General features: G+C 66.8%; 25 protein-coding genes. 16 read left to right on the forward strand and 9 right to left on the reverse strand.

The features are described 5' to 3' along the window. The first annotated feature begins 32 nt into the window (after window positions 1-32). From G6N23_RS03180 to G6N23_RS03225, 11 genes are all read left to right on the forward strand, one after another. A complete protein-coding gene (locus tag G6N23_RS03180) occupies window positions 33-1223 on the forward strand; it encodes an amidohydrolase family protein (RefSeq protein ID WP_085261732.1) in 1191 nt (396 codons plus the stop codon). 29 nt (window positions 1224-1252) lie between these two features. Further along, entirely contained in the window at window positions 1253-2689 is a 1437-nt protein-coding gene (locus G6N23_RS03185) for a FadD3 family acyl-CoA ligase (protein WP_234808666.1), read from the forward strand. Between the two features lie 6 nt (window positions 2690-2695). Further along, window positions 2696-2875, forward strand: coding sequence for a (2Fe-2S)-binding protein (locus G6N23_RS03190; protein WP_085261734.1), 180 nt, complete (start codon window positions 2696-2698; stop codon window positions 2873-2875). A gap of 71 nt (window positions 2876-2946) precedes the next feature. Continuing rightward, window positions 2947-3531 carry a TetR/AcrR family transcriptional regulator gene (locus tag G6N23_RS03195; protein ID WP_095174255.1) on the forward strand — a complete coding sequence of 195 codons (585 nt, stop codon included), beginning with the start codon at window positions 2947-2949 and terminating at the stop codon, window positions 3529-3531. A gap of 75 nt (window positions 3532-3606) precedes the next feature. Further along, window positions 3607-4254: a hypothetical protein gene (locus G6N23_RS03200; RefSeq protein WP_095174021.1), complete on the forward strand. Its 648-nt coding sequence runs from the start codon at window positions 3607-3609 to the stop codon at window positions 4252-4254. A 397-nt stretch (window positions 4255-4651) separates the two neighbouring features. After that, the gene (locus G6N23_RS03205; RefSeq protein ID WP_085261737.1) at window positions 4652-6184 is read left to right on the forward strand and encodes a nitric oxide reductase activation protein NorD; all 1533 of its coding nucleotides are present in this window, start codon (window positions 4652-4654) and stop codon (window positions 6182-6184) included. A 12-nt stretch (window positions 6185-6196) separates the two neighbouring features. Continuing rightward, entirely contained in the window at window positions 6197-6988 is a 792-nt protein-coding gene (locus G6N23_RS03210) for a CbbQ/NirQ/NorQ/GpvN family protein (RefSeq protein ID WP_085261738.1), read from the forward strand. Window positions 6989-7002: 14 nt separating this feature from the next. Continuing rightward, window positions 7003-7134 carry a hypothetical protein gene (locus G6N23_RS22350; protein WP_019736260.1) on the forward strand — a complete coding sequence of 44 codons (132 nt, stop codon included), beginning with the start codon at window positions 7003-7005 and terminating at the stop codon, window positions 7132-7134. Continuing rightward, complete coding sequence (locus tag G6N23_RS03215) at window positions 7131-7817, forward strand: hypothetical protein (protein ID WP_085261739.1); 687 nt, start codon at window positions 7131-7133, stop codon at window positions 7815-7817. The genes G6N23_RS22350 and G6N23_RS03215 overlap by 4 nt, the downstream gene beginning before the upstream one ends. 12 nt (window positions 7818-7829) lie before the next feature. After that, a complete protein-coding gene (locus tag G6N23_RS03220; RefSeq protein ID WP_085261740.1) occupies window positions 7830-8234 on the forward strand; it encodes a hypothetical protein in 405 nt (134 codons plus the stop codon). A 6-nt stretch (window positions 8235-8240) separates the two neighbouring features. Next, window positions 8241-9419, forward strand: coding sequence for a cytochrome P450 (locus G6N23_RS03225; RefSeq protein ID WP_085261741.1), 1179 nt, complete (start codon window positions 8241-8243; stop codon window positions 9417-9419). Here G6N23_RS03225 and G6N23_RS03230 read toward each other — a convergent pair. The 3 genes from G6N23_RS03230 to G6N23_RS03240 are packed head-to-tail and all read right to left on the reverse strand — an operon-like array spanning window position 9414 to window position 12908. Then, on the reverse strand, window positions 9414-10892 hold the full coding sequence (locus G6N23_RS03230) for a class I adenylate-forming enzyme family protein (protein ID WP_085261742.1): 1479 nt from the start codon (window positions 10890-10892) through the stop codon (window positions 9414-9416). The genes G6N23_RS03225 and G6N23_RS03230 overlap by 6 nt on opposite strands. Window positions 10893-10900: 8 nt before the next feature. After that, window positions 10901-11722 carry a mycofactocin-coupled SDR family oxidoreductase gene (locus tag G6N23_RS03235; protein WP_085261743.1) on the reverse strand — a complete coding sequence of 274 codons (822 nt, stop codon included), beginning with the start codon at window positions 11720-11722 and terminating at the stop codon, window positions 10901-10903. 22 nt (window positions 11723-11744) lie between these two features. Further along, entirely contained in the window at window positions 11745-12908 is a 1164-nt protein-coding gene (locus G6N23_RS03240) for an acyl-CoA dehydrogenase family protein (RefSeq protein ID WP_085261744.1), read from the reverse strand. A gap of 104 nt (window positions 12909-13012) precedes the next feature. Between G6N23_RS03240 and fabG the strand changes: the two genes are divergently transcribed. Genes fabG through G6N23_RS03260 form a run of 4 tightly spaced genes read left to right on the forward strand, consistent with a single transcriptional unit; the run spans window position 13013 to window position 16847 of the window. Beyond that, window positions 13013-13753 (forward strand): 3-oxoacyl-ACP reductase FabG, encoded by a 741-nt coding sequence (gene fabG / locus G6N23_RS03245; RefSeq protein WP_234808667.1) that lies wholly within the window; start codon window positions 13013-13015, stop codon window positions 13751-13753. Window positions 13754-13812: 59 nt separating this feature from the next. After that, window positions 13813-14970: an acetyl-CoA C-acetyltransferase gene (locus tag G6N23_RS03250; protein WP_234808673.1), complete on the forward strand. Its 1158-nt coding sequence runs from the start codon at window positions 13813-13815 to the stop codon at window positions 14968-14970. Further along, window positions 14967-16160 (forward strand): acyl-CoA dehydrogenase family protein, encoded by a 1194-nt coding sequence (locus G6N23_RS03255; RefSeq protein WP_085261747.1) that lies wholly within the window; start codon window positions 14967-14969, stop codon window positions 16158-16160. Before G6N23_RS03250 ends, G6N23_RS03255 begins: the two co-directional genes overlap by 4 nt. 3 nt (window positions 16161-16163) lie before the next feature. Beyond that, on the forward strand, window positions 16164-16847 hold the full coding sequence (locus tag G6N23_RS03260; RefSeq protein ID WP_085261748.1) for a GntR family transcriptional regulator: 684 nt from the start codon (window positions 16164-16166) through the stop codon (window positions 16845-16847). A 24-nt stretch (window positions 16848-16871) separates the two neighbouring features. Here the strand turns inward: G6N23_RS03260 and G6N23_RS03265 are convergent, their stop codons facing one another. The 6 genes from G6N23_RS03265 to G6N23_RS03290 are packed head-to-tail and all read right to left on the reverse strand — an operon-like array spanning window position 16872 to window position 23842. Then, window positions 16872-18404: a class I adenylate-forming enzyme family protein gene (locus G6N23_RS03265; protein WP_085261749.1), complete on the reverse strand. Its 1533-nt coding sequence runs from the start codon at window positions 18402-18404 to the stop codon at window positions 16872-16874. Continuing rightward, entirely contained in the window at window positions 18397-19905 is a 1509-nt protein-coding gene (locus G6N23_RS03270) for a class I adenylate-forming enzyme family protein (protein WP_085261750.1), read from the reverse strand. Before G6N23_RS03270 ends, G6N23_RS03265 begins: the two co-directional genes overlap by 8 nt. Beyond that, window positions 19895-21373, reverse strand: a complete 1479-nt coding sequence (locus G6N23_RS03275) for a class I adenylate-forming enzyme family protein (RefSeq protein ID WP_085261751.1) — start codon at window positions 21371-21373, stop codon at window positions 19895-19897. Before G6N23_RS03275 ends, G6N23_RS03270 begins: the two co-directional genes overlap by 11 nt. Then, window positions 21373-22155 carry an enoyl-CoA hydratase/isomerase family protein gene (locus G6N23_RS03280; RefSeq protein WP_085261869.1) on the reverse strand — a complete coding sequence of 261 codons (783 nt, stop codon included), beginning with the start codon at window positions 22153-22155 and terminating at the stop codon, window positions 21373-21375. The genes G6N23_RS03275 and G6N23_RS03280 overlap by 1 nt, the downstream gene beginning before the upstream one ends. 14 nt (window positions 22156-22169) lie before the next feature. Beyond that, a complete protein-coding gene (locus G6N23_RS03285; protein ID WP_085261752.1) occupies window positions 22170-22976 on the reverse strand; it encodes an enoyl-CoA hydratase/isomerase family protein in 807 nt (268 codons plus the stop codon). Window positions 22977-22993: 17 nt separating this feature from the next. Continuing rightward, complete coding sequence (locus tag G6N23_RS03290) at window positions 22994-23842, reverse strand: enoyl-CoA hydratase/isomerase family protein (RefSeq protein ID WP_085261753.1); 849 nt, start codon at window positions 23840-23842, stop codon at window positions 22994-22996. Between the two features lie 78 nt (window positions 23843-23920). Here G6N23_RS03290 and G6N23_RS03295 point away from each other — a divergent pair, with 78 nt between their 5' ends. After that, entirely contained in the window at window positions 23921-24592 is a 672-nt protein-coding gene (locus tag G6N23_RS03295; RefSeq protein ID WP_085261754.1) for a hotdog family protein, read from the forward strand. Window positions 24593-24602 lie beyond the last annotated feature (10 nt).

Below are 24602 nucleotides of genomic sequence, written 5' to 3' on the forward strand. Positions count from 1 at the left end.
TATGATTCTCTCGAGCCGAAAAGGAGCATTCCATGGGTCAACTGTCACATCGCGTCGAGATCCCATTCCCGTTGTTCGACGCCGACAACCACCTCTATGAACCGCCGGAGGCGCTGACCAAGTACCTGCCCAAGGAGTACAAGGACATCGTCCAGTACGTGGAGATCAAGGGGCGCACCAAGATCGCCATCCGCGGTCAGATCAGTGAGTACATCCCGAACCCCACGTTCTCGGTGGTGGCCAAGCCGGGCGCCTGGGAGGAGTACTTCAAGTTCGGCAATCCCGAGGGCAAGACCAGGCGTGAACTCTTCGGCGAGCCGATGAAGTCGATTCCGGCGTTCTTCGAACCCGCGCCGCGCCTGGCCCTGATGGATGAACTGGGCATCGACCGGGCGCTGATGATCCCGACGTTGGCCAGTCTGATCGAGGAGCGGTTGCGCGACGATCCGGTGGCGATCCACGTCATCATCCACGCGCTCAACCAGTGGCTCGACGAGGTGTGGGGCTTCAACTACAAGAACCGCATCTTCACCACGCCGGTGATCACCCTGCCGATCGTCGAGAAAGCCATCGAGGAGTTGGACTGGGTCGTCGCGCGCGGCGCCCGCGCCATCCTGATCCGCCCGGCACCGGTGCCGGGCTTCCGCGGCCCGCGCTCCTTCGCCCTGCCCGAATTCGACCCGTTCTGGGCCCGCTGCGTCGAGCACGACGTGTTCGTCGCAATGCACTCGTCGGACAGCGGCTACTCCCGCTACACCTCGGAGTGGGACGGCACCAGCCAGGAGATGCTGCCGTTCCAGACCAATGCCATGGCGATCCTCAACGAGTGGCGCCCGATCCAGGATGCAGTGGCCTCCTGGGTGATCCACGGCGCGCTGTTCCGCCACCCGAAGCTCAAGGTGGGCATCATCGAGGCGGGCTCGAAGTGGATGGCCCCGCTGCTGGAATCGATGGCCGAGGTGTACAAGAAGGCCCCCGAGGCCTTCCCGGCCAATCCGATGGAAGAGATCAAGAAACGGATCTACGTCAGCCCGTTCTATGAGGACGGCATCGACGACCTGATCAAGCTGATCGGGGTGGACCAGGTGCTCTACGGCTCGGACTGGCCGCACCCGGAGGGGCTGGGCGAGCCGACGCACTACGTGACGGCGCTGTCGCATCTTTCCGTCGAGGATCAGGCGAAGATCATGGGCGGCAACCTCAGTCGCCTCGTCACCGCTTAGAGGTGCCTCGCTGGCAGACCATTCCCGAGATGGTCTTGAGCGTCGGCGATCGCTTCGGAGATGCCGAAGCGATCGCCGACGGCCCGCTACGACTCACCTTTGCTCAGCTGGCTGACCGGGTCCGCTGCGCCGCGGGCGCCTTCGCCGCCGCTGGCATCGAAAAGGGTGATCGGGCGGCGATCTGGGCTCCCAACTCCGCGGAGTGGATCATTGCCGCGTTCGGGCTGCTGACCGCCGGTGGAGTGCTGGTCCCGGTCAACACCCGATTCAAGGCGGGGGAGGCAGGCGACGTCATCCGGCGCAGCGGAGCCAGGCTGGTGCTGGCCGAAAAAGGTTTCCTGGGATTGGATTTCACCGCACCACCCGGCATTCCGGTGATCGACCTCAAATCGGACTTCCTGAGTGCCGGTTCACCGGTAGAGCGTCCGGTCGACGGTGATGACATCGCCGACATCATCTTCACCTCGGGCACGACCGGCCGACCCAAGGGCGTGATGATGAGCCACCGACAGAATCTGCGGCTCTACGCCGAATGGTGCGACCTGGCCGATCTGCGCGAGGGTGACCGCTATCTGATGGTTAATCCCTTCTTTCATACCTTCGGCTACAAGGCGGGCTGTATCGCCGCGTGCATCCGGGGAGCAACCATGTTCCCGGTCCGGGTATTCGACGTCGATGTCGTGCTGGAACTCATTGAAAACGAACGCATCACCATGCTTCCGGGGCCTCCGACGCTGTATCAGTCACTGCTGGACGCGTGCTCGGGTCGCGACCTGTCATCGTTGCGCGCCGCGGTCACCGGCGCCGCGGATATCCCGGTGGATCTGGTCCGGCGGATCCGCAGCGAATTGCCGTTCCGGTCCATCATGACCGGCTACGGCCTCACCGAGGCCGGTACGGTGACGGCGTCGCGCCGCGGTGACTCATTCGAGGACATCGCGACCACGGCCGGACTGGCGTGTGCGGACATTGAAGTACGCATCGCCGGCAACGCTGAAGCCGGCGAGGTTCTGGTGCGAGGCTACAACGTGATGGCCGGCTACCTCGACGACCCGCAGGCGACCGCAGAGGCGATCGACGCGCAGGGCTGGCTGCACACCGGGGACGTCGGGACGATGGACTCCGCCGGTCGCCTGCGGATCGTCGGACGCAAGAAGGACATGTTCATCGTCGGCGGTTTCAACGCCTATCCCGCCGAGATCGAGGGCTTTCTGCTGGAGCATCCGGCCGTCGCGCAGGTCGCTGTCATCGGCGTGCCCGACAAGCGGCTCGGCCAGGTCGGCAAGGCGTTCGTGGTGAAAGATGCCGCTGGAGCGCAGACGTCGGAATCGGAACTGATCGCGTGGAGCCGGGACCGGATGGCCGGCTTCAAGGTCCCGCGGTCCGTGTCGTTCGTGGACAGCCTGCCACTGAACGCCACCGGCAAGGTGGACAAAGCACGGCTGGGGACCGAGTCCGGGGCATGAGGCGTCATGTACGTCTGCCTGTGTGCCGGGGTGACCAGCCAACAGGTGATCGACGCCGTCAAGGACGGCGCATCGACCACCAGGCAGGTCGGTGAGCGCACCGGTGCGGGCACGGTGTGCGGACGCTGCAAGAGCAACATTCGGGCGCTGATCGCCGCGACCTTGCAGCAATCTGCGCGACGATGACCTGAGTCATCCAGCGCGGGTACCGGCGTCGAGGCGATACTGTCTTGGCCGTGGCGGACAAGTCAGACAAGATGACGGCGCGTGAAGCCAAGCGCCTGCAGACGCGCGAGCGCCTGCTGGGTGCGGCGACGGCCGAGTTCAAGCGGACCGGGATGGCGCAGGCCGACGTCGGCGCCATCGTGGCCGCCGCCGGCGTCGCGCACGGCACGTTCTTCTTCCACTTCCCCACCAAGGAGCATGTGCTGCTAGAACTCGAAATGCGTGAAGAGGACCGGATGGCAAAGCAGTTCGGCCGGTTCCTGGACAAGGGGCATGACCTGGAATCCGCCTTGACCGAGGCGGTGCGACTGGTGTTGGGGCTGGAACGCCGCCTCGGTGAGCTGTTGTTCAAAGATTTCCTGGCGTTGCACTTCTCCCAGACCCGCCCGGCCGCCGAGGACGTTAGTGATCACTCACTGGTCCTGCTGTTGGGCAAGCGCATCGAGCAGGCCCAGTCGGCGGGGGAGGTGGATCCGGAGGTCCGGCCGTTCAACAGTGCGGTGTTCTTCTTGCTCGGCCTCTACGCCCTGGCGATCACCACCAACGATCTGATGCGTCACGAGTTGCTCGAAGATTTGGTGAAACGCACCATGCACAGCATGGCTGTGATCGCCTGATCAATCCTTGTCGCCGGCGGCATTGAATGACTAAAGTCAGTAAGCGTGTCTGGTGCACTGTCGGTTGACGAGCATATGGAAGCGTCGCGCCTGGCCCAGCGGCAGGCGGACAGATGGCTGATCAGCGGAAGCATCCTGATTGGCACTGCGGCGCTGGGCATTTTCGGCCTGCCGTTGTTCCTCCGGGGTGTGTGGCTGCTCCGGCAGGCGCAGCAGAACGGAATGTCGGTGCGGCCGATGTTGGTGACCCTGCTGGGATACCTGGTCATCGTCGACGCGGCGATCAACACCGTGGGGTGGGCCCTCGACCTGATCGGTAGTCACACGTTGCTGGCGCGTGTGCTGCTCAGCGGCTGGGGCCACATGTTCGACGCCGGATACTTCTGGCATTTCAACGAACTCTGGGTTGGCGGCGCTGCCGGCCCAGGCGAAAAGGCCATGGAAGCGGGCATGATTCTCACCGTGTTCACCATGCGGATCGCGGCCGGGATCGGGTTCCTGCAGATGAAGCGCTGGGGCCACCAGTGGATGGTCGTCACCTGCTGGATGGGTGTGTTGATCTGGGTGTTGTACGTGTTCAACATGACGATGTTCGCCGACGTGCGGTTCGCCGGGGTGATCTTCCCGGTCGTGGGCTGGTGGCTCTACGACATCTTCTACATCACCCCCTTCCTCGCCATCCCGTACCTGCACACGGTGAACCGCGAAATCTTCACCGACTGAACACGCCCCGCGCCGCGGCGTCCGGGCCCGGATCAACCTGCTGCAAGCGTCCGTTCTATTGACTGAAGTCAGTCAATGAGTTAGAAACAGTGCACCATGAAGCCACAGGTGCGCCAGGTCCGGAGCGACACCCGCCGACCCCAGACGCGGGTCGCCGCGGTCTCCGGGAGGCTTCGCGGTGGTGAACGAAACGTCATGCGCAACAAGCTGTCCTCCGCCGCGGCGCGCGGCCTGAACCCGTCAACAAGGAGGTCCGGCCATGGACTACGTCTGGGAGATTCTGCGTTACGTCGCTGCTTGGGGCGGTACCGGTCTGGTCATCTGGTTCTGGTACTGGATGTTCTCCAACATCGGCACCTTCTGAGCCCGGCGCACGGCTGCCCCGGGGCGACGGTTCATGACTGACCTCGACCAGACGGCCGCCATGGCGTTGGAACGCAGTTGCTCGGTCACCGCGGTCGCCCTGAGCGAGGAGAACCGCGCCGGCGTGCGGCTGGTCACCGGCGACCACCGCGGATTCGGACTCAGCGCATCGCGCAGTCACGTGCACGTGCCCTACCCGGTATTGCGGACCGGCTGGACCCGGCGATCGTTGACCTGCGGGATCGCCCTGCAATGCGCGTCGTCGAAGGACCGGCTGGGCCAGTACCGGATCAACGAACTGTCGGCGCGTGAACTGCGGGCGCTGACCGTCGTGGAAGCCGGCGTCGCCCTGGGCTGGGTCGCGGCGCGGTGGCCGGGCCTGATGCCCGAGTTCGACCGTCTGCTACCCGAACTCGCACCGGCAGACCCGCAGCTCGAGGCGCGGGACATGATCGGTCGGGCCATCGAGATGGCCCGGGGGTCGGATCGGATGGAGCTCGACCCGCTGCTGGGCCGCCTGCCGGCGATCTACACAGCGCCCACCGGGCTGACCGACAGGCTGCGGCGGCAGTTCGGCAGGATGCCCTGGACCACGACGCAAAAGCGGATGCCGCGCCCCTACTCGGTGCCCGTCGGCGGTGACGGTGGCGTGCGCAATCCGAACCTGCCGCCCCCGAGCCGACCGCAGGACAACGACACCGATGTCACCCCGGAGCACCGTCCGGGAATCCCGTACCCGGAGTGGAACTCCTGGACCGAACGCCTGATGCCCGACCACGTGGCCGTTGTGGAGTTGGCGCGTGACCGACGAGTCGGTGCCGCCACCACGACCTCTGCCGATCTGCGCAAGTGGTTCCAGGAGGACACCCATCGCGCGATGGTCAACCGGCTCGAAGACGGGGCGGATCTCGACATCGACCAGTACGTCCGCCATTACGTCGACCTGCGCACCGGGGAGGCCGGCGAGCCTCGACTGTTCCGCGACCTGTTGCCCAGTAACCGCGATGTCAGCACCGCGCTGCTGCTCGACGGCAGCTCCTCACTGGGGGTACACGGGGGACGGGTGTTCCGCCTCGAGCTGGCCTGCGCCGATGCATTGTCGCGCGCAATGACCCACGCGCGTGAACGGCACGGGATCTTCGTGTTCACCGGCAACACCCGGCATCGGGTGGAAGTCCGTTGCCTGAAGGACTTTCCGGAAGCCCGCTTCGTCGCGCCGAGCGGCATGGGGTTGTCCGCCGGTGGTTACACCCGCCTCGGCGCCCCGATCCGGCATCTGACCAGCCGACTGCTCGACCAGCCCTCAGAGCGCCGACTACTCATCATCATCGGCGACGGGATGATCTCCGACGAAGGCTACGAGGGCAGGTACGCCTGGTCGGACGCCGCACACGCGGTGGCGGAGGCCAACGAGGCCGGTGTGTCGGTCTACTACGTGGGCGTCGGCCCGACACGCGTCGACCCGTTGCCGGAGGTCTTCGGACCCCAACGCTCACAACGGATCAGCCGGGTCGAAGAACTGCCGCGCGTACTGGCACGCGTGCACCGCGAACTGATCAGTACGTAGGGGAGGAGCCACATGAGCAGCGACTTATATTACTCGAACGGAAACGAGGTCCGACTCTTCGAGCAGGCCTTCACTCGGAAGATCCCGGTGATGCTGACCGGCCCGACCGGCTGCGGTAAGACCCGGTTCGTCGAACATATGGGATCACTGCTGGGGCGACCCGTCATCACCATCAGCTGCCACGACGACCTGACCAGCGCGGATCTCGTCGGACGTTTCATGGTGACCGGCGGTGACGTCACCTGGACCGACGGACCACTGACCAGGGCGGTCAAAACCGGTGCCATCTGCTACCTCGACGAGGTGGTGGAGGCGCGTCATGACTCACTGGCGATTCTGCACTCGCTCACCGATCATCGGCGCACGCTGTACCTGGACCGGGCCGACGAAGTGGTCCCGGCGCCAGACGATTTCATGCTCGTGTGCTCCTACAACCCGGCGTACCGGAGTTCGTTGAAAGAACTCAAACCGTCATTCCGGCAGCGCTTCGCCACCTTGCCGATGACCTATCTTCCCCCCGAGCGGGAGGCGCAGGCCGTCGTCGCGGAGACGGGCATCGAACTCGCCGCCGCGCAGCGACTCGTGCAGTGCGCCATCGCCATCCGCACCGCCGACGAGGCGTTCCACTTCGAGCCGCCGTCGACCCGGGTGCTGGTCACCGCGGCACAGCTCATCGCGGCCGGTGCCGGCGAACTGGAAGCGGCCGAAGCGTGCGTCCTTGCGCCGCTGAGCACCGACGGCGCCATCAGTGAAGGGCTGCGTGAGATCGCGGCCGCAGTTCTGCTCGACGCCGACAAACTCTAGAAAGGACATCCGAAATGGCCGACCAGCGAGAGCAGAAACGCAAGAGGGCCCTGATCGTCTTCCAGATCGTCATCTACGGCTACCTGCTCACGATGTTCCTGATCCAGCTGTACATGTCGTTCGAACGGGGCTGGTGGTACCTGTGACCGTCACCGGGCCACCGGTCGGACTGGAAGACCACCAGGAGCAGTCCCGCCTCGCCCAGTGGCAGGCCGACAAATGGATGATCGTCGGGGCTGCGCTGATGGGTATGTGGGTACCCGGTTTGATCGGTTTCCCGATCTTCATGCGCGGGGTGTGGTTGCAGCGCGAGGCCCAGCGGGCGGGCCTGTCGGTGCGGCCCATGATCGTCACCCTGATCGGTTATCTGGTGCTGATCGACGGCATGCTCAACAGCCTGGGCTGGTCGCTGGACCTGCTTGCCAACCACACTCTGATCAACCGGGTGCTGATGATCGGCTGGGGCCACATGTTCGACGCCGGCTATTTCTGGCACTACAACGAACTCTGGGTCGGCGGTGCCGCCGGGCCCGGGGAGAAATCCATGGTCTTCGGCATGATCCTCACGGTGTTCGCGATGCGCTGCGCCGCCGCGATCGGCTTTCTGCAGATGAAGCGCTGGGGCCACCAATGGATGATCGTCACCTGCTGGATGGGTGTGTTGATCTGGGTGTTGTACGTGTTCAACATGACGATGTTCGCCGACGTGCGGTTCGCCGGGGTGATCTTTCCGGTCATCGGCTGGTGGCTCTACGACATCTTCTACATCACCCCCTTCCTCGCCATCCCGTACCTGCACACGGTGAACCGCGAAATCTTCACCGACTGAAGGAGCACAACAATGGAAACCACTGCCGCCGAAGACCTCCCGCCGGGCACCACGCCTTACTACGCGCGGATGCACACCTGGATCAAGCGCGCCACCTTGGTGTGCCTGGTCGCACTGGTCATCGAAGGCGCTTTCACCTTGCCGTTCATGGCGATCTACTACGGTTACCCGACGCTGAGTCTCACCCAGATCTGCAGCGAGCTGCTCAAGGTGCGCTACTCCGACGACACCCTCGAGTGCAAGTACCCCTACCCGCCGCTCGGGCCGCCGGAGGGCGCCGAGGGCAAGGACACCGCCAAGGACATCTGGGGGATTCAGCCTGTTCCGCAATATGACCGGCTCGGCTTCCGGGAGCTGGTCGAGCGGTACGAGGCCCGGCTGGCCAGACAGCAAGCCGCACAACAGCAGGGCGGTTGAGCGGTCATGACTGACGTGCACGTGGCACCGGCGGTGCCGCACTTCGCTTACACCGACCTGCCGATGGCCCGCGATCGTGGTGAAGGGTGGGCGGCGCTGCGCGATCTCGGGCCGGTGGTGTACGGCGAGGGCGCCTACTACCTCACCCGTCGCGATGATGTGCTTGCCGCGCTGCGTGACTGGGAGGTCTTCTCCTCGAGGATCCCCTACGGCGACATGATCAGCCCGGTTCCGCTGGTGCCGTTGGGGTTCGACCCGCCCGACCACACCCGGTACCGGCAGCTGTTGCATCGCTACTTCAGCCCCCAGACCCTGATGGCCCTGCTGCCCTCGCTGCAGTCGCAGGCCGCCGAGCTCATCGCCGGGATCGCCGAGCACGATCGGTGTGAGGTGATGGCCGAATTGGCCACCCCCTACCCCTCGCAGGTGTTCCTCACGCTGTTCGGTCTGCCCCTGGAGGATCGGGACCGCCTGGTCGCCTGGAAGAACGCGATCATCGCGTTGAGTCTGACCGACGACCCCGCCAGCGTGGATCTGACCCCGACAGTGGAGCTGTTCGGCTACCTCACCGAAGCGGTTGCCCGACAACGTAAGGAACCGCGTCCCGGCATTCTCTCGGAAGTGTTGCACGGCGCAGACCCGCTCGACGACGACGAGGCCACCGGGCTGTCCCTGGTGTTCGTGCTGGCCGGGTTGGACACCGTCACCGCCATGATCGGCATGACGATGCTGGAACTGGCCCGCCGGCCCGGGTTGCGCGCGGAATTGCGCGCCGACCCTGACGGTGTCGCGGTCTTCGTCGAAGAGATGATCCGCCTCGAACCTGCGGCACCCGTCGTCGGGCGAGCGACCACCTGCCCGGTCACTGTCGCCGGTATTGAGATTCCCGCGGGCGCCCAGGTCCGCCTCTGCCTCGGTGCGATCAATCGAGACGGCAGCGACGAGTTTTCCGGGGGTGAGCTCGTCCTCGACGGAAAGGTGCACAAACACTGGGGATTCGGCGGCGGACCACACCGCTGCCTGGGCTCACACCTCGCTCGGATGGAGCTCAAGCTCGTGGTCTCGGAATGGTTGGCCCGCATTCCCGATTTCGGGATCGCGCCGGGTTTCGTACCTGAGATCACCTGGCCGTCGGCGACGTGCGCGCTGCCCGCGCTGCCGCTCAGGCTCGGGTTGCAATCATGACCGTCGCCCCTCGAACAGCGCGGCGACATCGGCGGGTCGCACCTTGAGCGCGGCATTGCGCGGCAGTTGTTCGACGACGACGATCGCCACCGGCACATGATGGCTGGGCAATGCGTCGCGGACCAGCGTCATCAGCTCCTCGCTCGAGGCGGTGGCGCCACCGTGCCGCAGTTCGACTGCGGCCGCTGGAACCTGGCCCAGCCTGGCATCAGGGATGCCGATCACACACGCGTCGCGCACCGCCGGATGTGACACCAACACCGCGCGCACCGTTTCCGGCAGGATCTTGAAACCGCCGCGGTTGATCGCGCCATCCGCGCGCCCGTGAATCGTGACGAAACCGTCGGCATCCACCGACGCGAGATCGGTGGTGCGGATCCACTCCGGTCCGATCACCTGTACGCGGGCTTCCAAAAGCCCCTGCTCGTCCGTCGGCAGCGCGGCGCCGGTAGCCGCGTCGACGACGCGTACCTGCACCCCCGGCAGTGGCTTGCCTGAACTGTCCGGCTTTGTCCGGCCATAGCGCTGATACAGCTCCGGTGTCCAGGCGCAGACCGAGCCGGCGAATTCCGTGGCGCCGTACGCCCAGAGCAGCGGTATGCCGTAGCGGCTCTCGAATTCCTCGCGCAACCGCGGGGCCAGCGGGCCGGACCCGCCGGGCAGGTACTCCAGCGAGGCCAGATCTGCTTTGGCGACGCCGGCGTCGAGCAGCATCCGCAGTATCGCCGGCTGAACGCCGGTCCGTCTGATCCGGTAGGTCTTGACCGCTCGCACCCACTCGTCGACGGTGAACTTCTCCAGCAGCACCACCCGCCTGCCGGCGTAGGGCCCGGCCAGCAGCTGGCAGATGCCGATGCTGCCGAACGGCCAATACGCCAGTTCGGGAGGATCGTCGGGGGAAGAACGCTGCCCCACGGTCATGGTCAGCACCGTGTGCTGCAGTGCCGACGTCGATACCGGCACCCGTTTGGGCGCCCCGGTGGTGCCGCTGGTCAAGATGTGCAGTCCGGGTGCGAGCCTACCGTCGGGCGCCGCTACGCCGACTTGCCTTCGCACGGCGATGGTTTCGACAGCGAGCGGCTCGGGAATCAACGCCATCCCGGCCGATCCGACGTGCGTGACGGCGTCGCGCACCTGTCCGGTCCAGTCCTGCTGGTCGGCCAGGATTGCCGGTAGCCGCAGTGCGCCGATATCGCGGGCAATGGACTCCGGCGATTGGTAGGAGTAGATCATCGCGACCGGACGCCCGGCGGCGATGAACCCCAGAATGACCGCGGCGTGCGGGACCCGATTGCGCACCACGACGCCGACCGGTTCGTCCGGCGCTATCCCGGCCCGGGACAGCTGGCCCTCGACCGAGGCGATGTAGCCGGTGATGTCGTTGCCGGAAAACCATTTTTGCTCGAATTCGAGGCACGGTGCTGCGCCGTAGCTGTGCAGACCCGCGGACAGTGCCGCGCAGAACCGGTCCATTCCCCACCTCAGTACTGGGTGGACCCCAGATCGACCGGGATTCGTGATGCGGTGACCATGCGTGATTCATCGCTGGCCAGCCAGCAGACAGCGTCTGCGATATCTTCCGGCTCGGCAATGTAGTCGGGCAGGAACGGCGTCACCATGTTCATCAGGCCGGGGTTGGTCTCGTTGGCCCGGTGCAACGCCGCCATCATCTCGCCGGTGCCCATCGGCGTGTTGACCGCACCGGGGTGCAGGCTGTTCACCCGAATCGAATGCTTACCCAGTTCGGCGGCGAACCCGCGGGCCATCCCGGTGACCGCGTGCTTGCTGGCCGTGTAGTGGATCATGAACGGCTGCATCTTGATTCCGGCTGCCGAGCTGATCAGGATGATCGACCCGCCCCGGCCGCCGTCGATAATGTGCTGCGCGCCGGCCATCACCGTATTCCAGGTGCCGGTCACGTTGACGTCCATCACATCGCGAAATGACTCCGGGGTGATGGCATCCCAGACCTGGGGCGCGGTGATACCGGCGTTGGCGACGATGATGTCCAGCCGCCCCAATGCGGCCACGCCGGCGTCGGCGGCTTCACGCAATCCGTCGTAGTCGCGGGTGTCGACAACCGAGGACACGATGCGCCGACCGGTGGCTTTCACCAGCTGCACCGTCTCGGCGAGCTCCTCCGGGCTCGCCGAGTCATACGGCACGCAGTCCGGGAGTTTGCCGGCTACATCGATCGCGATGATGTCGGCGCCCTCGGTAGCCATCCGCACCGCATGCGCGCGGCCCTGCCCGCGCGCCGCGCCCGTGATGAAAGCCACCTTGTCGGTTAGTCGTCCCGTCATTGCTGTTCCCTCCGTCGGTGATTCACGATTGGCGTTGCGCCGCTTTGACCAGACCCGAGCCGATGATCAGCCGTTGGATCTCGCTGGTGCCCTCATATAGGCGCAGCAGCCGGACATCGCGGTAAATGCGTTCGACCGGTACCCCCCGCATGTAACCGGTGCCGCCGTGGACCTGTACCGCGAGATCGGCGACCTTGCCGGCCATCTCGGTGCAGAACAGCTTCGCCGCCGACGGCGCGATTCGCCGGTCTTCGTCGGTGACCCACTTGCGCGCGGCGTCACGAACCATGGCGCGGCCGGCCAAAACGCCGGTCTGCTGGTCGGCCAGCATCGCCTGCACCAGTTGAAAGTTGCCGATCGGGGTGCCGCCCTGAGTGGCGGTGGCCGCATAGCCGACCGACTCGTCGAGCGCGCGCTGGGCCGCGCCGACCGCCAGCGCGGCGATGTGCACCCGGCCTCGGGCCAGCGACGTCAATGCCGCCCGATAGCCGAGATCTTCGCTCCCGCCGACCAGCGCCGCATCGGAGACGCGTACGCCGGTGAAGCTCACATCGGACGTCCACGCCCCTTCCTGGCCCATCTTGGCGTCCTTGACGCCCACCTCGACCCCGTCGGCCTCGGCGGGCACCAGAAAGACCGCGATGCCTGCGCCCTGCTCGTCGGCCGGGCGGGTGCGGGCGAAGACGATGAACAGCTCGGCCGTGGGCGCGTTGGTGATGAACCGCTTCTGGCCGGTGATCAGCCAATCCGAACCGTCGCGGACCGCCTTGGTCAGCAGCCCGGCCGGGTTGGAACCCGCACCCGGTTCGGTGAGCGCGAAGGAGGCCACGACGTCACCGGTGGCGATGGGGGCCAGCCAGCGGCTCTTCTGTTCCTGCGTGCCGAACCCGACCAGCACCTGACCGGCGATGCCGTTGTTGGTGCCGAACATCGAGCGCACCGCCAGCGATGTGTAGCCCAACTCCATGGCCAACTCGACGTCCTGGGCGAGGTCCAGGCCCAGCCCGCCCCACTCCTGCGGGATGGCGTAGCCGAACAGGCCCATCGCCTTGGCCTGTTCGCGCAGATCGTCGGGAACGCGGTCCTCGGCGAGGATCTCGGCTTCGCGCGGAACCACCGAGCTGCGAACGAAATAGCGGGTCTGGGCCAAAATCTCGGCGAAATCCTCGTCGCTGACTTCACTCATCGACGCCGCTTCTCCTCACGTTCGACACTTGAACGGCCCGTTACCGACGACGATCATATATGAAATATGATGACGTAAACATCTCACAGAAGGCGGGTGATCGAGTGTCCTTGCTGACCGGTCAAACAGCGGTCGTCACCGGCGGCGCCCAGGGGCTGGGCTACGCGATCGCGGAGCGATTCATCGCCGAAGGTGCCCGGGTGGTGCTCGGCGACGTGAACCTGGCGGCCACCGAGGAGGCCGCCGCGCAGCTGGGCGGATCCGAGGTAGCGCGAGCGGTGCGCTGTGATGTCACCAGTTCCGCCGAGGTCGAAGCGTTGGTCGCCGCCGCGGTGGAGATGTTCGGCGGCCTGGACGTCATGGTGAACAACGCCGGCATCACCCGCGACGCCACCATGCGCAAGATGACCGAGGAGCAGTTCGACCAGGTGATCTCGGTACACCTCAAGGGCACCTGGAACGGACTGCGCGCGGCCGCCGCGATCATGCGGGAGCAGAAGCGCGGCGCGATCGTCAACATGTCCTCGATCTCCGGCAAGGTCGGCATGGTCGGGCAGACGAATTACTCGGCGGCCAAGGCCGGCATCGTCGGGATGACCAAGGCGGCCAGCAAGGAGCTGGCGTACCTGGGGGTGCGGGTGAACGCAATCCAGCCCGGGCTGATCCGCTCGGCGATGACCGAGGCGATGCCGCAGCGCATCTGGGACTCCAAGGTGGCCGAGGTGCCACTGGGCCGGGCCGGGGAGCCCGATGAGGTGGCCAATGTCGCGCTGTTCCTGGCCTCCGGGATGTCGTCCTACATGACCGGCACCGTGCTCGAAGTAACTGGCGGCAGGCATCTGTGAGCGTCCGGGAGGCGGTGATCTGCGAGCCAGTCCGTACCCCGATCGGCCGCTATGGCGGGATGTTCAAGTCGTTGACCGCCGTCGAGCTCGGCGTCGCCGCTCTCAAAGGCCTGCTGGACCGCACCGGTCTGCCCGCCGACGTGATCGACGACGTGGTGCTCGGCCACTGCTATCCCAATAGTGAGGCACCGGCCATCGGACGCGTGGTCGCGCTGGATTCCGGTCTGCCCGTGACGGTTCCGGGCATGCAGGTCGACCGCCGCTGCGGCTCCGGGCTGCAGGCGGTACTGCAGGCCTGCCTACAGGTGAGCAGCGGCGATTGCGACGTGGTGATCGCCGGCGGCGCGGAGAGCATGAGCAACGTGGCGTTCTACTCCACCGACATGCGCTGGGGCGGGGCCCGCGGCGGGGTCCGGATACACGACGGCCTGGCGCGCGGTCGGACCTCCGCCGGCGGCCGGCACTACCCGGTGCCCGGCGGCATGCTGGAGACCGCCGAGAACCTGCGCCGGGAGTACGGCATCTCCCGCACCGAGCAGGATGAGCTGGCGGTGACCTCGCACCGGCGCGCGGTGGCCGCCCAGCAGTCCGGGGTGCTGGCCGAGGAGATCATCGGCGTCACCGTGAGCTCCCGTGCCGGCGAGGAGTTCATCGACACCGACGAGCATCCCCGGGCCGACACCTCGGTGGAGTCGCTGGCCAAGCTGAAACCGGTGCTGGGCAAAACCGATCCGGACGCCACCGTCACCGCGGGCAACTCCAGCGGCCAGAACGACGCGGCGTCGATGTGCGTGGTGACCACCCGCGAGAAGGCCGAGCAGCTGGGTCTGACCCCATTGGTGCGACTGGTGTCGTGGGGAGTCGCGGGAGTCGCGCCCAACTTCATGGGGATCGGGCCGGTACCCGCCACTGATGTCGCACTGGGCAAGGCCGGGCTGCGACTGGCCGACATCGACCTCATCGAGCTCAACGAGGCGTTCGCCGCGCAGGCACTCGCGGTGATGGCCGCCTGGGAGTTCGGCGCCGCCGACCGGGAACGAACCAACGTGCATGGTTCGGGAATCTCGCTGGGGCATCCGGTCGGCGCGACCGGTGGGCGGATGCTGGCCACGCTGGCCCGCGAGCTCAACCGGCGCGGCGCCCGCTATGGACTGGAGACCATGTGCATCGGCGGCGGCCAAGGGCTCGCCGCCGTCTTCGAAAGGGTCGAGCCGTGACCAAACTCGCACAAACCTTGGGGCTCACCGAGTTCCAGACCGAGATCCTCGACACCGTGCGTCGATTCGTGGACAAGGAAGTCATTCCGGCGGCCGGCGAGCTGGAGCGGACCGACACTTATCCGCAGACCATCGTGGACTCGATGCGGGAGATGGGCCTGTTCGGGCTGATGATCCCAGAGGAATACGGCGGGCTCGGGGAATCCCTGCTCACCTACGCGCTGTGCGTCGAGGAGTTGGCCCGCGGCTGGATGAGCGTCTCCGGGGTGCTGAACACCCATTTCATCGTCGCCTACATGTTGCGTCAGCACGGCACCGACGAGCAGAAACAGCGTTTCCTGCCGCGGATGGCCACCGGTGAGACCCGCGGCGCGTTCTCGATGTCCGAGCCCGAACTGGGCTCCGACGTCGCCGCGATCCGTACTCGCGCCACCCGCCAGGCCGACGGCGGATACGTCATCGACGGACAGAAGATGTGGCTGACCAACGGTGGTAGTTCCACGTTGATCGCCGTACTGGTGCGTACCGACGAGGGCGCCGACAAACCGCATCGCAACCTGACCGCCTTCCTGGTGGAAAAGCCCGTCGGCTTCGGCGAAGTGGTTCCCGGCCTGACGATTCCGGGCAAGCTCGACAAGCTCGGCTACAAGGGCATCGACACCACCGAGCTGATCTTCGACGGGTACGCCGCCGCCGCCGACGACGTGCTGGGCGGGGTGCCCGGCCAGGGTTTCTTCCAGATGATGGACGGTATCGAGGTGGGCCGGGTCAATGTGTCGGCGCGGGCCTGTGGGGTGGGCATCCGGGCGTTCGAGCTCGCGGTGCGCTACGCCCAGCAGCGCGAGACCTTCGGCAAACCTATCGCCGAGCATCAGGCGATCGCCTTCGAGCTCGCCGAGATGGCGACCAAAGTCGAAGCGGCGCACCTGATGATGGTCAATGCCGCCCGGCTCAAGGACTCCGGCGAGCGCAACGACGTGGCCGCCGGGATGGCCAAATACCTGGCCAGCGAGTTCTGCTCGGAGGTCACCCAGCAGAGTTTCCGGATCCACGGCGGCTACGGCTACTCCAAGGAGTACGAGATCGAACGGCTGATGCGCGATGCACCGTTCCTGCTGATCGGCGAGGGCACCAGCGAGATCCAGAAACAGATCATCAGCAAGCGACTGCTCGCCGACTACCGGATCTGAGACGTGGGCGCCCCCGACTTCCCGGTGCGGTCACAGCTCTCCGAGGACGTGGCCCGCTTTGTGCGCAAGCGAATCTTCAACGGGGACTATGCGGCTGGGCAGTACGTGCGGCTGGACCAGCTGGCCGCCGAGCTGGGCGTCAGCGTGACCCCGGTGCGCGAGGCGCTGTTCGGGCTGCGCGCCGAGGGGCTGCTCGACCAGCAGCCGCATCGCGGATTCGTCGTGCTCCCGGTGACGCGGCGCGATATCACCGACGTCTCCGACGTCCAGGCGCACATCGGCGGCGAGCTCGCCGCGCGGGCGGCGGCCAACATCACCGACGACCAGTTGCGCGAACTCGACGAGATCCAGCACCAACTCGAAGCGGCCTACACCGCCGATGACGAAGAACTGGCGGTGCGGCTCAACCACGAGTTCCACCGCGCCATCAATGTCGCCGCCGATTCGCCCAAGCTCGCCCAGCTGATGTACCAGATCACCCGGTACGCACCGGAATCGGTGTTTCCCACCGTGTCGGGCTGGCCGGCCGAATCGACCCGGCACCACCGCGCCGTGCTGGCGGCGCTGGCCAAGCGCGACGAAGATCTGGCCCGCACCGCGATGGCCGAGCATCTGGCCGCCGGGGCGGTGCCGATGATCGAGCACCTCGTCGAGCGCGGCGTGGTGGAGCCGACCGACCGGCATTAGGCCGGCCGCCTGGGAAAATCACCTCTATTCGAGGCCGGATTCTCCTTCGGCTGCAAGCATCTCGCGTAACCGCCGGCCGTCGATTTTGCCGGTCGGCCCGCGCGGAACGGTGCCGGTACCGGCGATCAGCAGCCAGACCGTCGGGACCTTGAACGGGCTGAGCAGTGTGCGGGCCTTGTCGCGCAACTGCTCGATGGTCAATGCTTCGCAGGCCACCGCGGCTCCCACCCGGTCCCGGCCTGCTGCCGGCACGTTGGTCACGAAGACGGCCTCAACACCGTCGATGGCCCGCAGCGCCTTCTCGACTTCACTCGGGTACACGGTGGCGCCGCTGACCTTGAACATGTCGTCGGATCTTCCTTGGTAGAACAGGAACCCGTCGTCATCGAGGCGACCGAGATCACCGGTGGGGTAGAAGCCGTCGGCGGTGAAGGTCTCTTCGCGACTGCGACGGCAGATTCCGCGCAGCATGTGCGGTCCGCGCAGGTGGATCATCCCCACCGTCCCGGTCGGTACCGGGACACCGGTGTCGACGTCGACGATCCGAACCTCGGTGCCATCGAAAGGTTTTCCACAGCTTCCCCACGCCGAGCGTGGCATGTCGGTGTCGGCGGGATAGCCGCAGTAGGGCCCGAACGACTCCGTCATCCCGAACAGGTTGGCCCGCGCACCGGGTTCGGAACGCAACTCCGGGGCGAGCAGCGCCTCCAGGCTGCCGGGGCGTAACGACGACAGGTCGGACTCGCCGCGGCGGCGGGCCAGCGCCTCGGCTTGGTCCGGCCAGCCGCGAAACAACGTGACCTGTTCGGATTCCAGGAGTCGACAGGTGGTCTCCGGGTGCGGGATCGGCTCGGTGACCAGGGTCGCGCCGGCCAGTAATGCCGAAAGCACGCCGCCGCCGAAGCCGCCGATCCAGAAGAACGGCATCGGCAGATACAGCCGGGTGTCGGCGTCGATGCAGCGGGCGGCCTGTCCGGCCTGCACGGCGCCCAGTGCGCTGCCATGTGAATGCAGCACACCCTTGGGCGGTCCGCTGCTGCCGGAGGTGAACATGATCACCAAGGAATCGCTGGGCGTTACCGCCGCCGCCAGCGCATCGACGATCCGCGCCGGCCCAGCGGTGGGAGTGATGGACGCCAACTCGTCCGGGGTCCAGACCTGTTGCAGCGCCGGGAACTCCACGCCACCGGCGCGTAGGCCGTCGAGGTAACGGCGGCCACGGAACTCCTCGACGCTGACCAGGAACTGCACCGCGGCGACGCGCAGCTGGGCGGCCAGCTCCGATGGGGTGAGCAGGGTACTCAGGGGAACCAGCACGGCGCCGACGCGGGTCAGCGCGATCGCCGTCCGCACCCAGTCGACGCCGTTGGGCATGATGAGCCCGACCCGGCTGCCCTTGCCGACGCCTGCTCGCACGAAAGCCACTGCGAGCTGCTGCGATGCGGCGTCCAGTTGGGTATAGCTGATCCGGGTGAGTGGATCGATCACCGCTGGCTTGTCGTCGAAAGCTGCGGCGCGGGAACGGATCAGCGCGTCGATGGTTTCGGTGTCAGGCATCGAAAGCCTTGGCGAGCGCGCGCAGATCCACTTTGCCGCTGGGCAGCAGCGGAATGTCGGCGGGCGCGATGGTGGTGAATCGGCGCGGGATCTTGTACGTCGACAGTTCCTCTTTCAGCCGTTGGCGCAGCTGTTCGGCGTCGCAGGGGCCGGGCTGAACCAGGACGGCGGCCACCGATTGCCCGCGGACGGTGTCGGGGATACCGATCACGTAGGCGGTGATGCCTCCGGTCAGCTTGGCGATGGCGCGTTCCACCTCGGCCGGTGACACGGTGGCGCCGGCGGTCTTGATGACCGCGTCGCGCCGGCCCAGGTAGAAGTGGAAGCCCTCGGCATCGGTGCGGAACAGGTCGCCGGTGCGAAACCAGCCGTCGGCGTCGAAGCACTCCTCCCGGCTGCGCTTGTGGTAGCGCTGCATCAGGTAGCGTCCGCGCACCACCAGCTCACCGTCGACGATGCGGCATTCGAACCCGGGTGCCGGTCTGCCGTAGCTGCCACGGCGGTGCTCGGGCTGGTCGGTGTCGTCCTCGCTGAGCAGGACCGGGCCACCGGTCTCGGTCAATCCGAACATGCCGTGCCGCAACTGCGGGTCGGCGGGCCGGGCGGCGGGGGCTAGCAGCGGATACAGGTTGCCACGGCGCAGCGTAGACAGGTCGCGTCCACCCAGGCTGGGGTGGCCTGTCAGGTCGCCGATGCTGCTGAGGTAGCCGTTGGCCAGGGTGGGTTTCTCGGCTTCCAACAGATCCAGGGTGGCGCCGGGGTCGGTGGCGTTGGAGCAGAGCAGTGTCGATCCGGTCAGCATCGTGGCCAGCAGCGCGAACGCGAAGCCACCGATCCAGAAGAACGGGGCGTTGCAGAACATGATGTCGTCGCCGGTCAGCCGGCGGATCTTGTTGAGATTGCGCTGATGACCGAGCAGACCGGCATGGGTGTGGATGACGCCTTTGGGGGCGCCGGTCGATCCGGAGGTGTAGACGATGGCCAGCGGATCGCTGCCGTCGACGTCGGCTTCGAGCGCTTCCAGTGTGGCCGGCACCTGGCGCGGCGCAGACGCGTCGAACATGACCTGGCGCAGTTGCGGTGCATGCATGCTGAAAAGCGTTTCGTCACCGGTGATATCGACGTCGGGAAGCGCTTCGGCGAGTCGTCGCCGATAGTCGTGCGACCGGTAGGATTCGGCGGCCAGCAGGATGCGCACATCGCTGTGGGACAGCTGGCTGCGCAGCTCCGGTGCGGGGGCGAGGGTTGGAAACGGAACCACCACCGCTCCGATGCGGGCCGCGGCAAGCATGCCCACCACGAAGTCGGTGCCGTTGGGGTACAACAGCCCGACGTGGGTGCCCTTGGCGGCCCCGAGCTCAATGAGCCGGCCGGCCAAGGCCGCAGAGCGGTGCTCGGCATCGGCGTAGCTGATCCGTTCGGCGTCGCAGATCAGCAGCGGATGAGTGCTGCGCGAACGGGCCTGGGTGCGCAGATTTTCGGGCAGGGTGTCAGCGGCCATGCCGGTCCCGCGCCCCGATGAGCTCCCGCACTGCGGTGAGATCGGCTTTGCCCGACGGGGTGCGCGGCAGCGCGTCGACGATCGCGATGTCGGTGGGAATCTCATAGCGTGCCAGCCGGGTGCTCAAGAAATGCACGAGTGTCTCGGCGTCGGCGGCGGCGCCGGTGCGCAGTTCGACCGCGGCGACGGGTGTCTGACCGAGGCGGTCATCGGGGAGTCCCACGACGGCGGCGCCACGGACCGCCGGATGGGCCTCCAGGGCGGCACGGACGTCGTCGGGTATCACTTTGAATCCGCCGCGGATGATGGCCTGATCCGCCCGGCCCAGGATCCACAGGAAGCCGTCGGCGTCGATGCGCGCCAGGTCGGTGGTGCGCATCCAGTCCGTGTCGGGCCCGAGCTGACCGGGCTTGACCTCGAGCAGTCCGGGCTCATCGGGTCCCAATGGAGCGCCGTCGTCGCCGATCACCCGCAGTTCCGCGCCGAGGCTGGCCCGGCCGACGCTGCCGCGCTTGTCTTGCCAGAACCGCTGATAGTCGGCGAGCGTCCAACCTGCCACCCCGCCCCCGAACTCCGTTGCCGCATAAGAGGTGAGCACGGGGATGCCGAACTTCGCGGTGAACGCGTCGGCGTCGTCGGCCGACAGCGGTGCGGTACCCGAGGTGACCGCGCGGATGCTGGACAGGTCCTCGCGGGTCAGCGCCGAGTGCAGCACCATCCGCAGCGCCGCGGGCACCAGCGACACCGCGCCCGGCCGATACCTGCGGACCGCATCGGCCCACCGGTCCAGCGCGAAGCGTTCCAGGAGCACGAAGGATCGCGCCTCGGCGACACATTGCAGGATCCGAAAGACCCCGCCGATGTGCACGAGCGGTGAGTTGACGATCGCGACACCGCGCCGCAGTTCGGTCGGTGCCGGCGCCTGGCCGGGGTCGGGGCCGAGCACACTGTGGGCCAGCATGTCGTAGCTCAGGTCGACGCGTTTGGCAGGACCGGTTGTTCCGCTGGTCAGCATCCGTACCGCCACGCCGGGGCGGGCGGCATCCGAGTCGGCTCCCAGGCCCGGTGGGGTCGCAGGGGCCACCGGGGGTGCGGCGTCCAGGCCGGCCAGGGCCACCGTGGTGGTGCGCGGTGTCGGCGTGACCAGTGCGGCGAGATCGTCGGGTTCGCCGACGATCAGCGGCAGCCCGAGTGCATCGATGTCCGCGCGGGTGCGGTCGTCCCCGCGGGACGGATTGATCACGACCACGCAGCCCCCGGCCAGCAGCACACCGAGGAGCGCGGCCAGCTGCGGGGGACGGTTGCGCAGCAGGATCCCGACCTGTGCGCCGCGGGTCAACTCCGCGATACGCCGGGCCGTGACGGCGACCTGGGACCAGGTGAACCACTGGCCGGCGTATTCGAACGCGGGCGCTTCCGGCTGCAGATCGAGCACCGCGGCGATACGTTCGCTGAGCGGATGGGCCATCAGCGGATCCGGGGGGTGGGCGCGGGGCGGGGCGACTGCGCGTCGAGCTCGGCCTTGCCGAGCGGGTTGCCCAGCCGGGTGTAGATCAGGCCCTGGTCCAGGGCAGCGCGGTAGGGCTTGTCCAGAGATTCCCAGATCGCCTTCACCGTGCCCTGGGTCGCGGACGGCGGTTTGGCCGCGATGGCGGCCGCGATCTCATGCGCGCGGTCCCAGAGCGCTTCGGGCGCCACGATTTCCGATACCAGCCCGATCCGCAGCGCGGTGTCGGCGCTGACCCGCTCGTCGTTTCCCATCAGCGCCATCCGCAGCGACTCGCCCAGCCCGATGCGGCGCATCAGCCCGATCGGCTCCAGGGCGCAGACCATTCCGGCCGAGACGTGGGAGTCGAAGAAGGTCGCGTTCTGTGAGCAGATCACCACGTCGGACTCGTTGACGAAGTAGAACGCGCCCGCGGTGCAGATGCCCTGCACCGCGCAGACCACCGGTTTGAACATCTTCTGCCACTTGGGGCTCAGCGACTCGCCGGGATCCTCGTGATTCCAGACGTTTTCGGGCTGGCCGTAGGAGGCCTTGATGTCGAGTCCGGCGCTGAAGGCCCGGTCGCCGGCGGCTCGTAGCACCACCGCGTTGACGGCCGTATCGAGTTTGACGATGCGCCACGCGGCGGTCATCTCCTCGCACATGGTGCGGTTGAAGGCGTTGAGTTGATCCGGCCGGTTCAACGTGATGGTGGCGACCCGATCGGTGCGGTCGACGTCGAGGAGGATGGTTTCGAAAGTCATCGGCTTCATCGGTTTCATCGGCACTGCCACTCCGGTGTCCGCTTCTCGACGAACGCTTTGGGGCCCTCCAGGGAGTCCTCGGTGTGCAGGTTGCGTTCCCGGAACGCTTCGGCGAGCATCTCGCCCTCGTGCAGCGGCAGGTCGAGTCCCTTGAGGATCGCCAGCCGGGTTCCGCGCACCGCCAGTGGCGCATTGGAGTTGAGGATGCCGGCGATCTCGTGTGCCCGCGTCAGCAGGCGGTCGTGGTCGACCACCTCGCTGATCATTCCGAGGTCATAGGCCCGCTGGGCGTCCATCCGTTCGTGGCGGCCCATCATCGCCATTCGCAGCGCGATCGAGCGGGGCAGCACCCGGGCCAATCGCACCACCTCGCGGCCGGCGACCAGCCCGATCGAGACGTGTGGGTCGAAGAAGGTGGCACGGTCCGAAGCGATGACGATGTCGGCGGTGGTCACCCAGTCCAGGCCTGCGCCGCAACATATTCCGTTGATCGCGGCCAGGACCGGCTTGGCCATCGTCCGGAACGGCGGGGTGCCTTCCTGCGGGGCCTCCCACTGCTCGTAGGTGGAGAGGTACGGCCGCTCGTTGATCACCTTGCCGTCACCGGGGATCGCCTTCACGTCGGCGCCGGTGCAGAATGCCCGACCGGCTCCGGTCACGATGAGCAGCCACACCCGGTCGTCGTTCTCGGCCTCGGCGTAGGCGGCCCGCAACTCGGTGATCATGTGCGGGCTCAGGGCGTTGAGCGCCTCGGGGCGGTTCAGCGTGATCGTCGCGGTGTGCCCGTCGAGCTCGTAGGTGATGGTGTCGAACGTCGGCATAGCCGGTTCCCTTCCTCTCAGCGGCCGGTGAAGCCCGGCGGGCGCCGTTGGGTGAATGCGGCCAGTCCTTCTTTGAAATCCGCGGTGCGGCAGCTGAGTTCGAGATTGAACAGCTCCTGGGTCATGGCTTGCGGCAGCGTGGAGTGCTGCGCATAATGCAGGCCCTGCTTGGTCAGGCCGATCGCGATGGTGGGCCCGCTGACCAAGCGTTCCAGCAGCTCCTCGGTGGCGGCGTCCACCTCCGCCGGTTCCACTGCCTGATGTATCAGCCCCCAGTCCTGGGCCGAAGCCCCGCTGACCTTCTCGCCGAGCAGCAACATGCGTTTGGCCCGGGCCAGTCCGACCAAGCGCGGCAGCAACCAGCTGGCTCCCGAGTCGGGGCTGAATCCGCGTGCCAGGAACGGCTCCCAGAACACGGCGTCGGTCGCGGCGACGGTGAAATCGGCAGCCAGCGCCAGATTGCAACCCAATCCGACCGCCCAACCCCGCACGCTGCTCACCACCGGGAGCTGGATGGTGTGCAGCAGTTCGATCACCCGATGCGCGGCGTGCGGGATGCGGCGAACCAGATCACCGGTACGGGGCCTCTGGTCGCTGGAGTTGGTGGCGACCCAGTCCGAGCCCGCGCAGAAGTCGTCGCCGAAGCCTTGGATTTGGATGGCCCGCAGGGCGTTGTCGCTGGCCGCAGCGGTCAGGGCGCTGATCAGGGCCTCGGTCATCGGTGGGCTGAGCGAGTTGCGGCGATCCGGGCGAACCAGGGTGAGCCGGAGCAGCGCACCGTCGCGCGACGCCGTCACCCAGCCATCAACTGGGGGGTCGGCGGAGCCAGACCCGGAATCGGGCGAGTCGGCCACTGTGGTGTCCACCCTTCAACGCTATATCGTGATGTCTACAGTAGGCGATACGATTGCGCGATTCGACGGGTATGCGACGGGGAAGGGCCCATGGCGGACGGTTCAGGCATCTCGGCGGTTTCTGCCGGCGGCGACCGCTTCGGGGAGTCGCCTCTGGAGCAGACCGTTGCGGCGGCCGGCGCCATCCGGCGCGTGGCGGGCATGCTGCTCGCGCTGGAGCACCCGCACCCGGTGGTGGACGACATGCTGGAACGGTTCGCCGACTGGGAGCGGCAGTTGGCTGCCGTCGCCCCTGCTGAACCGACGCCGCGCCTCGAACCGGATAGCGGCGGTCGGGTCTACCTCAATCATGCGTTCGACGTCGGGGCGTTCAACCCCTGTTTTCCGGAATACCGGTTCGATCACCTGGATGCCGAAACAGCTTCCGGGCGAGTCACTTTCCCGCTGGTGTACGAAGGGCCCCCGGGGCTGGTGCACGGCGGTTTCCTCGGGGTGTTCTTCGATTGCGTGATCCAGCATCAAAGCTGCGCGGCGGGCTTGGCCGGCCGTACCCGCTCGCTGTTGGTCACCTACCGCCGCCCGACGCCCATTCTCACCGAGTTGGACTTCGATATCGCGCGAACCGAGTTCGAGCGGGGGATCGCTTCCACCGCCCGACTTCTCCATGGCGGCGAGGTGCTGTGCATCGGCGAGGTCACCACCGCCGCGATGCCACCGGAGCAGGTGAGCGCCAACAGATTCGGCCGCAGACAGCCCAAGTGAGGAGTCCAAA

This window comes from Mycolicibacter terrae (assembly GCF_010727125.1).
Lineage (GTDB): Bacteria > Actinomycetota > Actinomycetes > Mycobacteriales > Mycobacteriaceae > Mycobacterium > Mycobacterium terrae.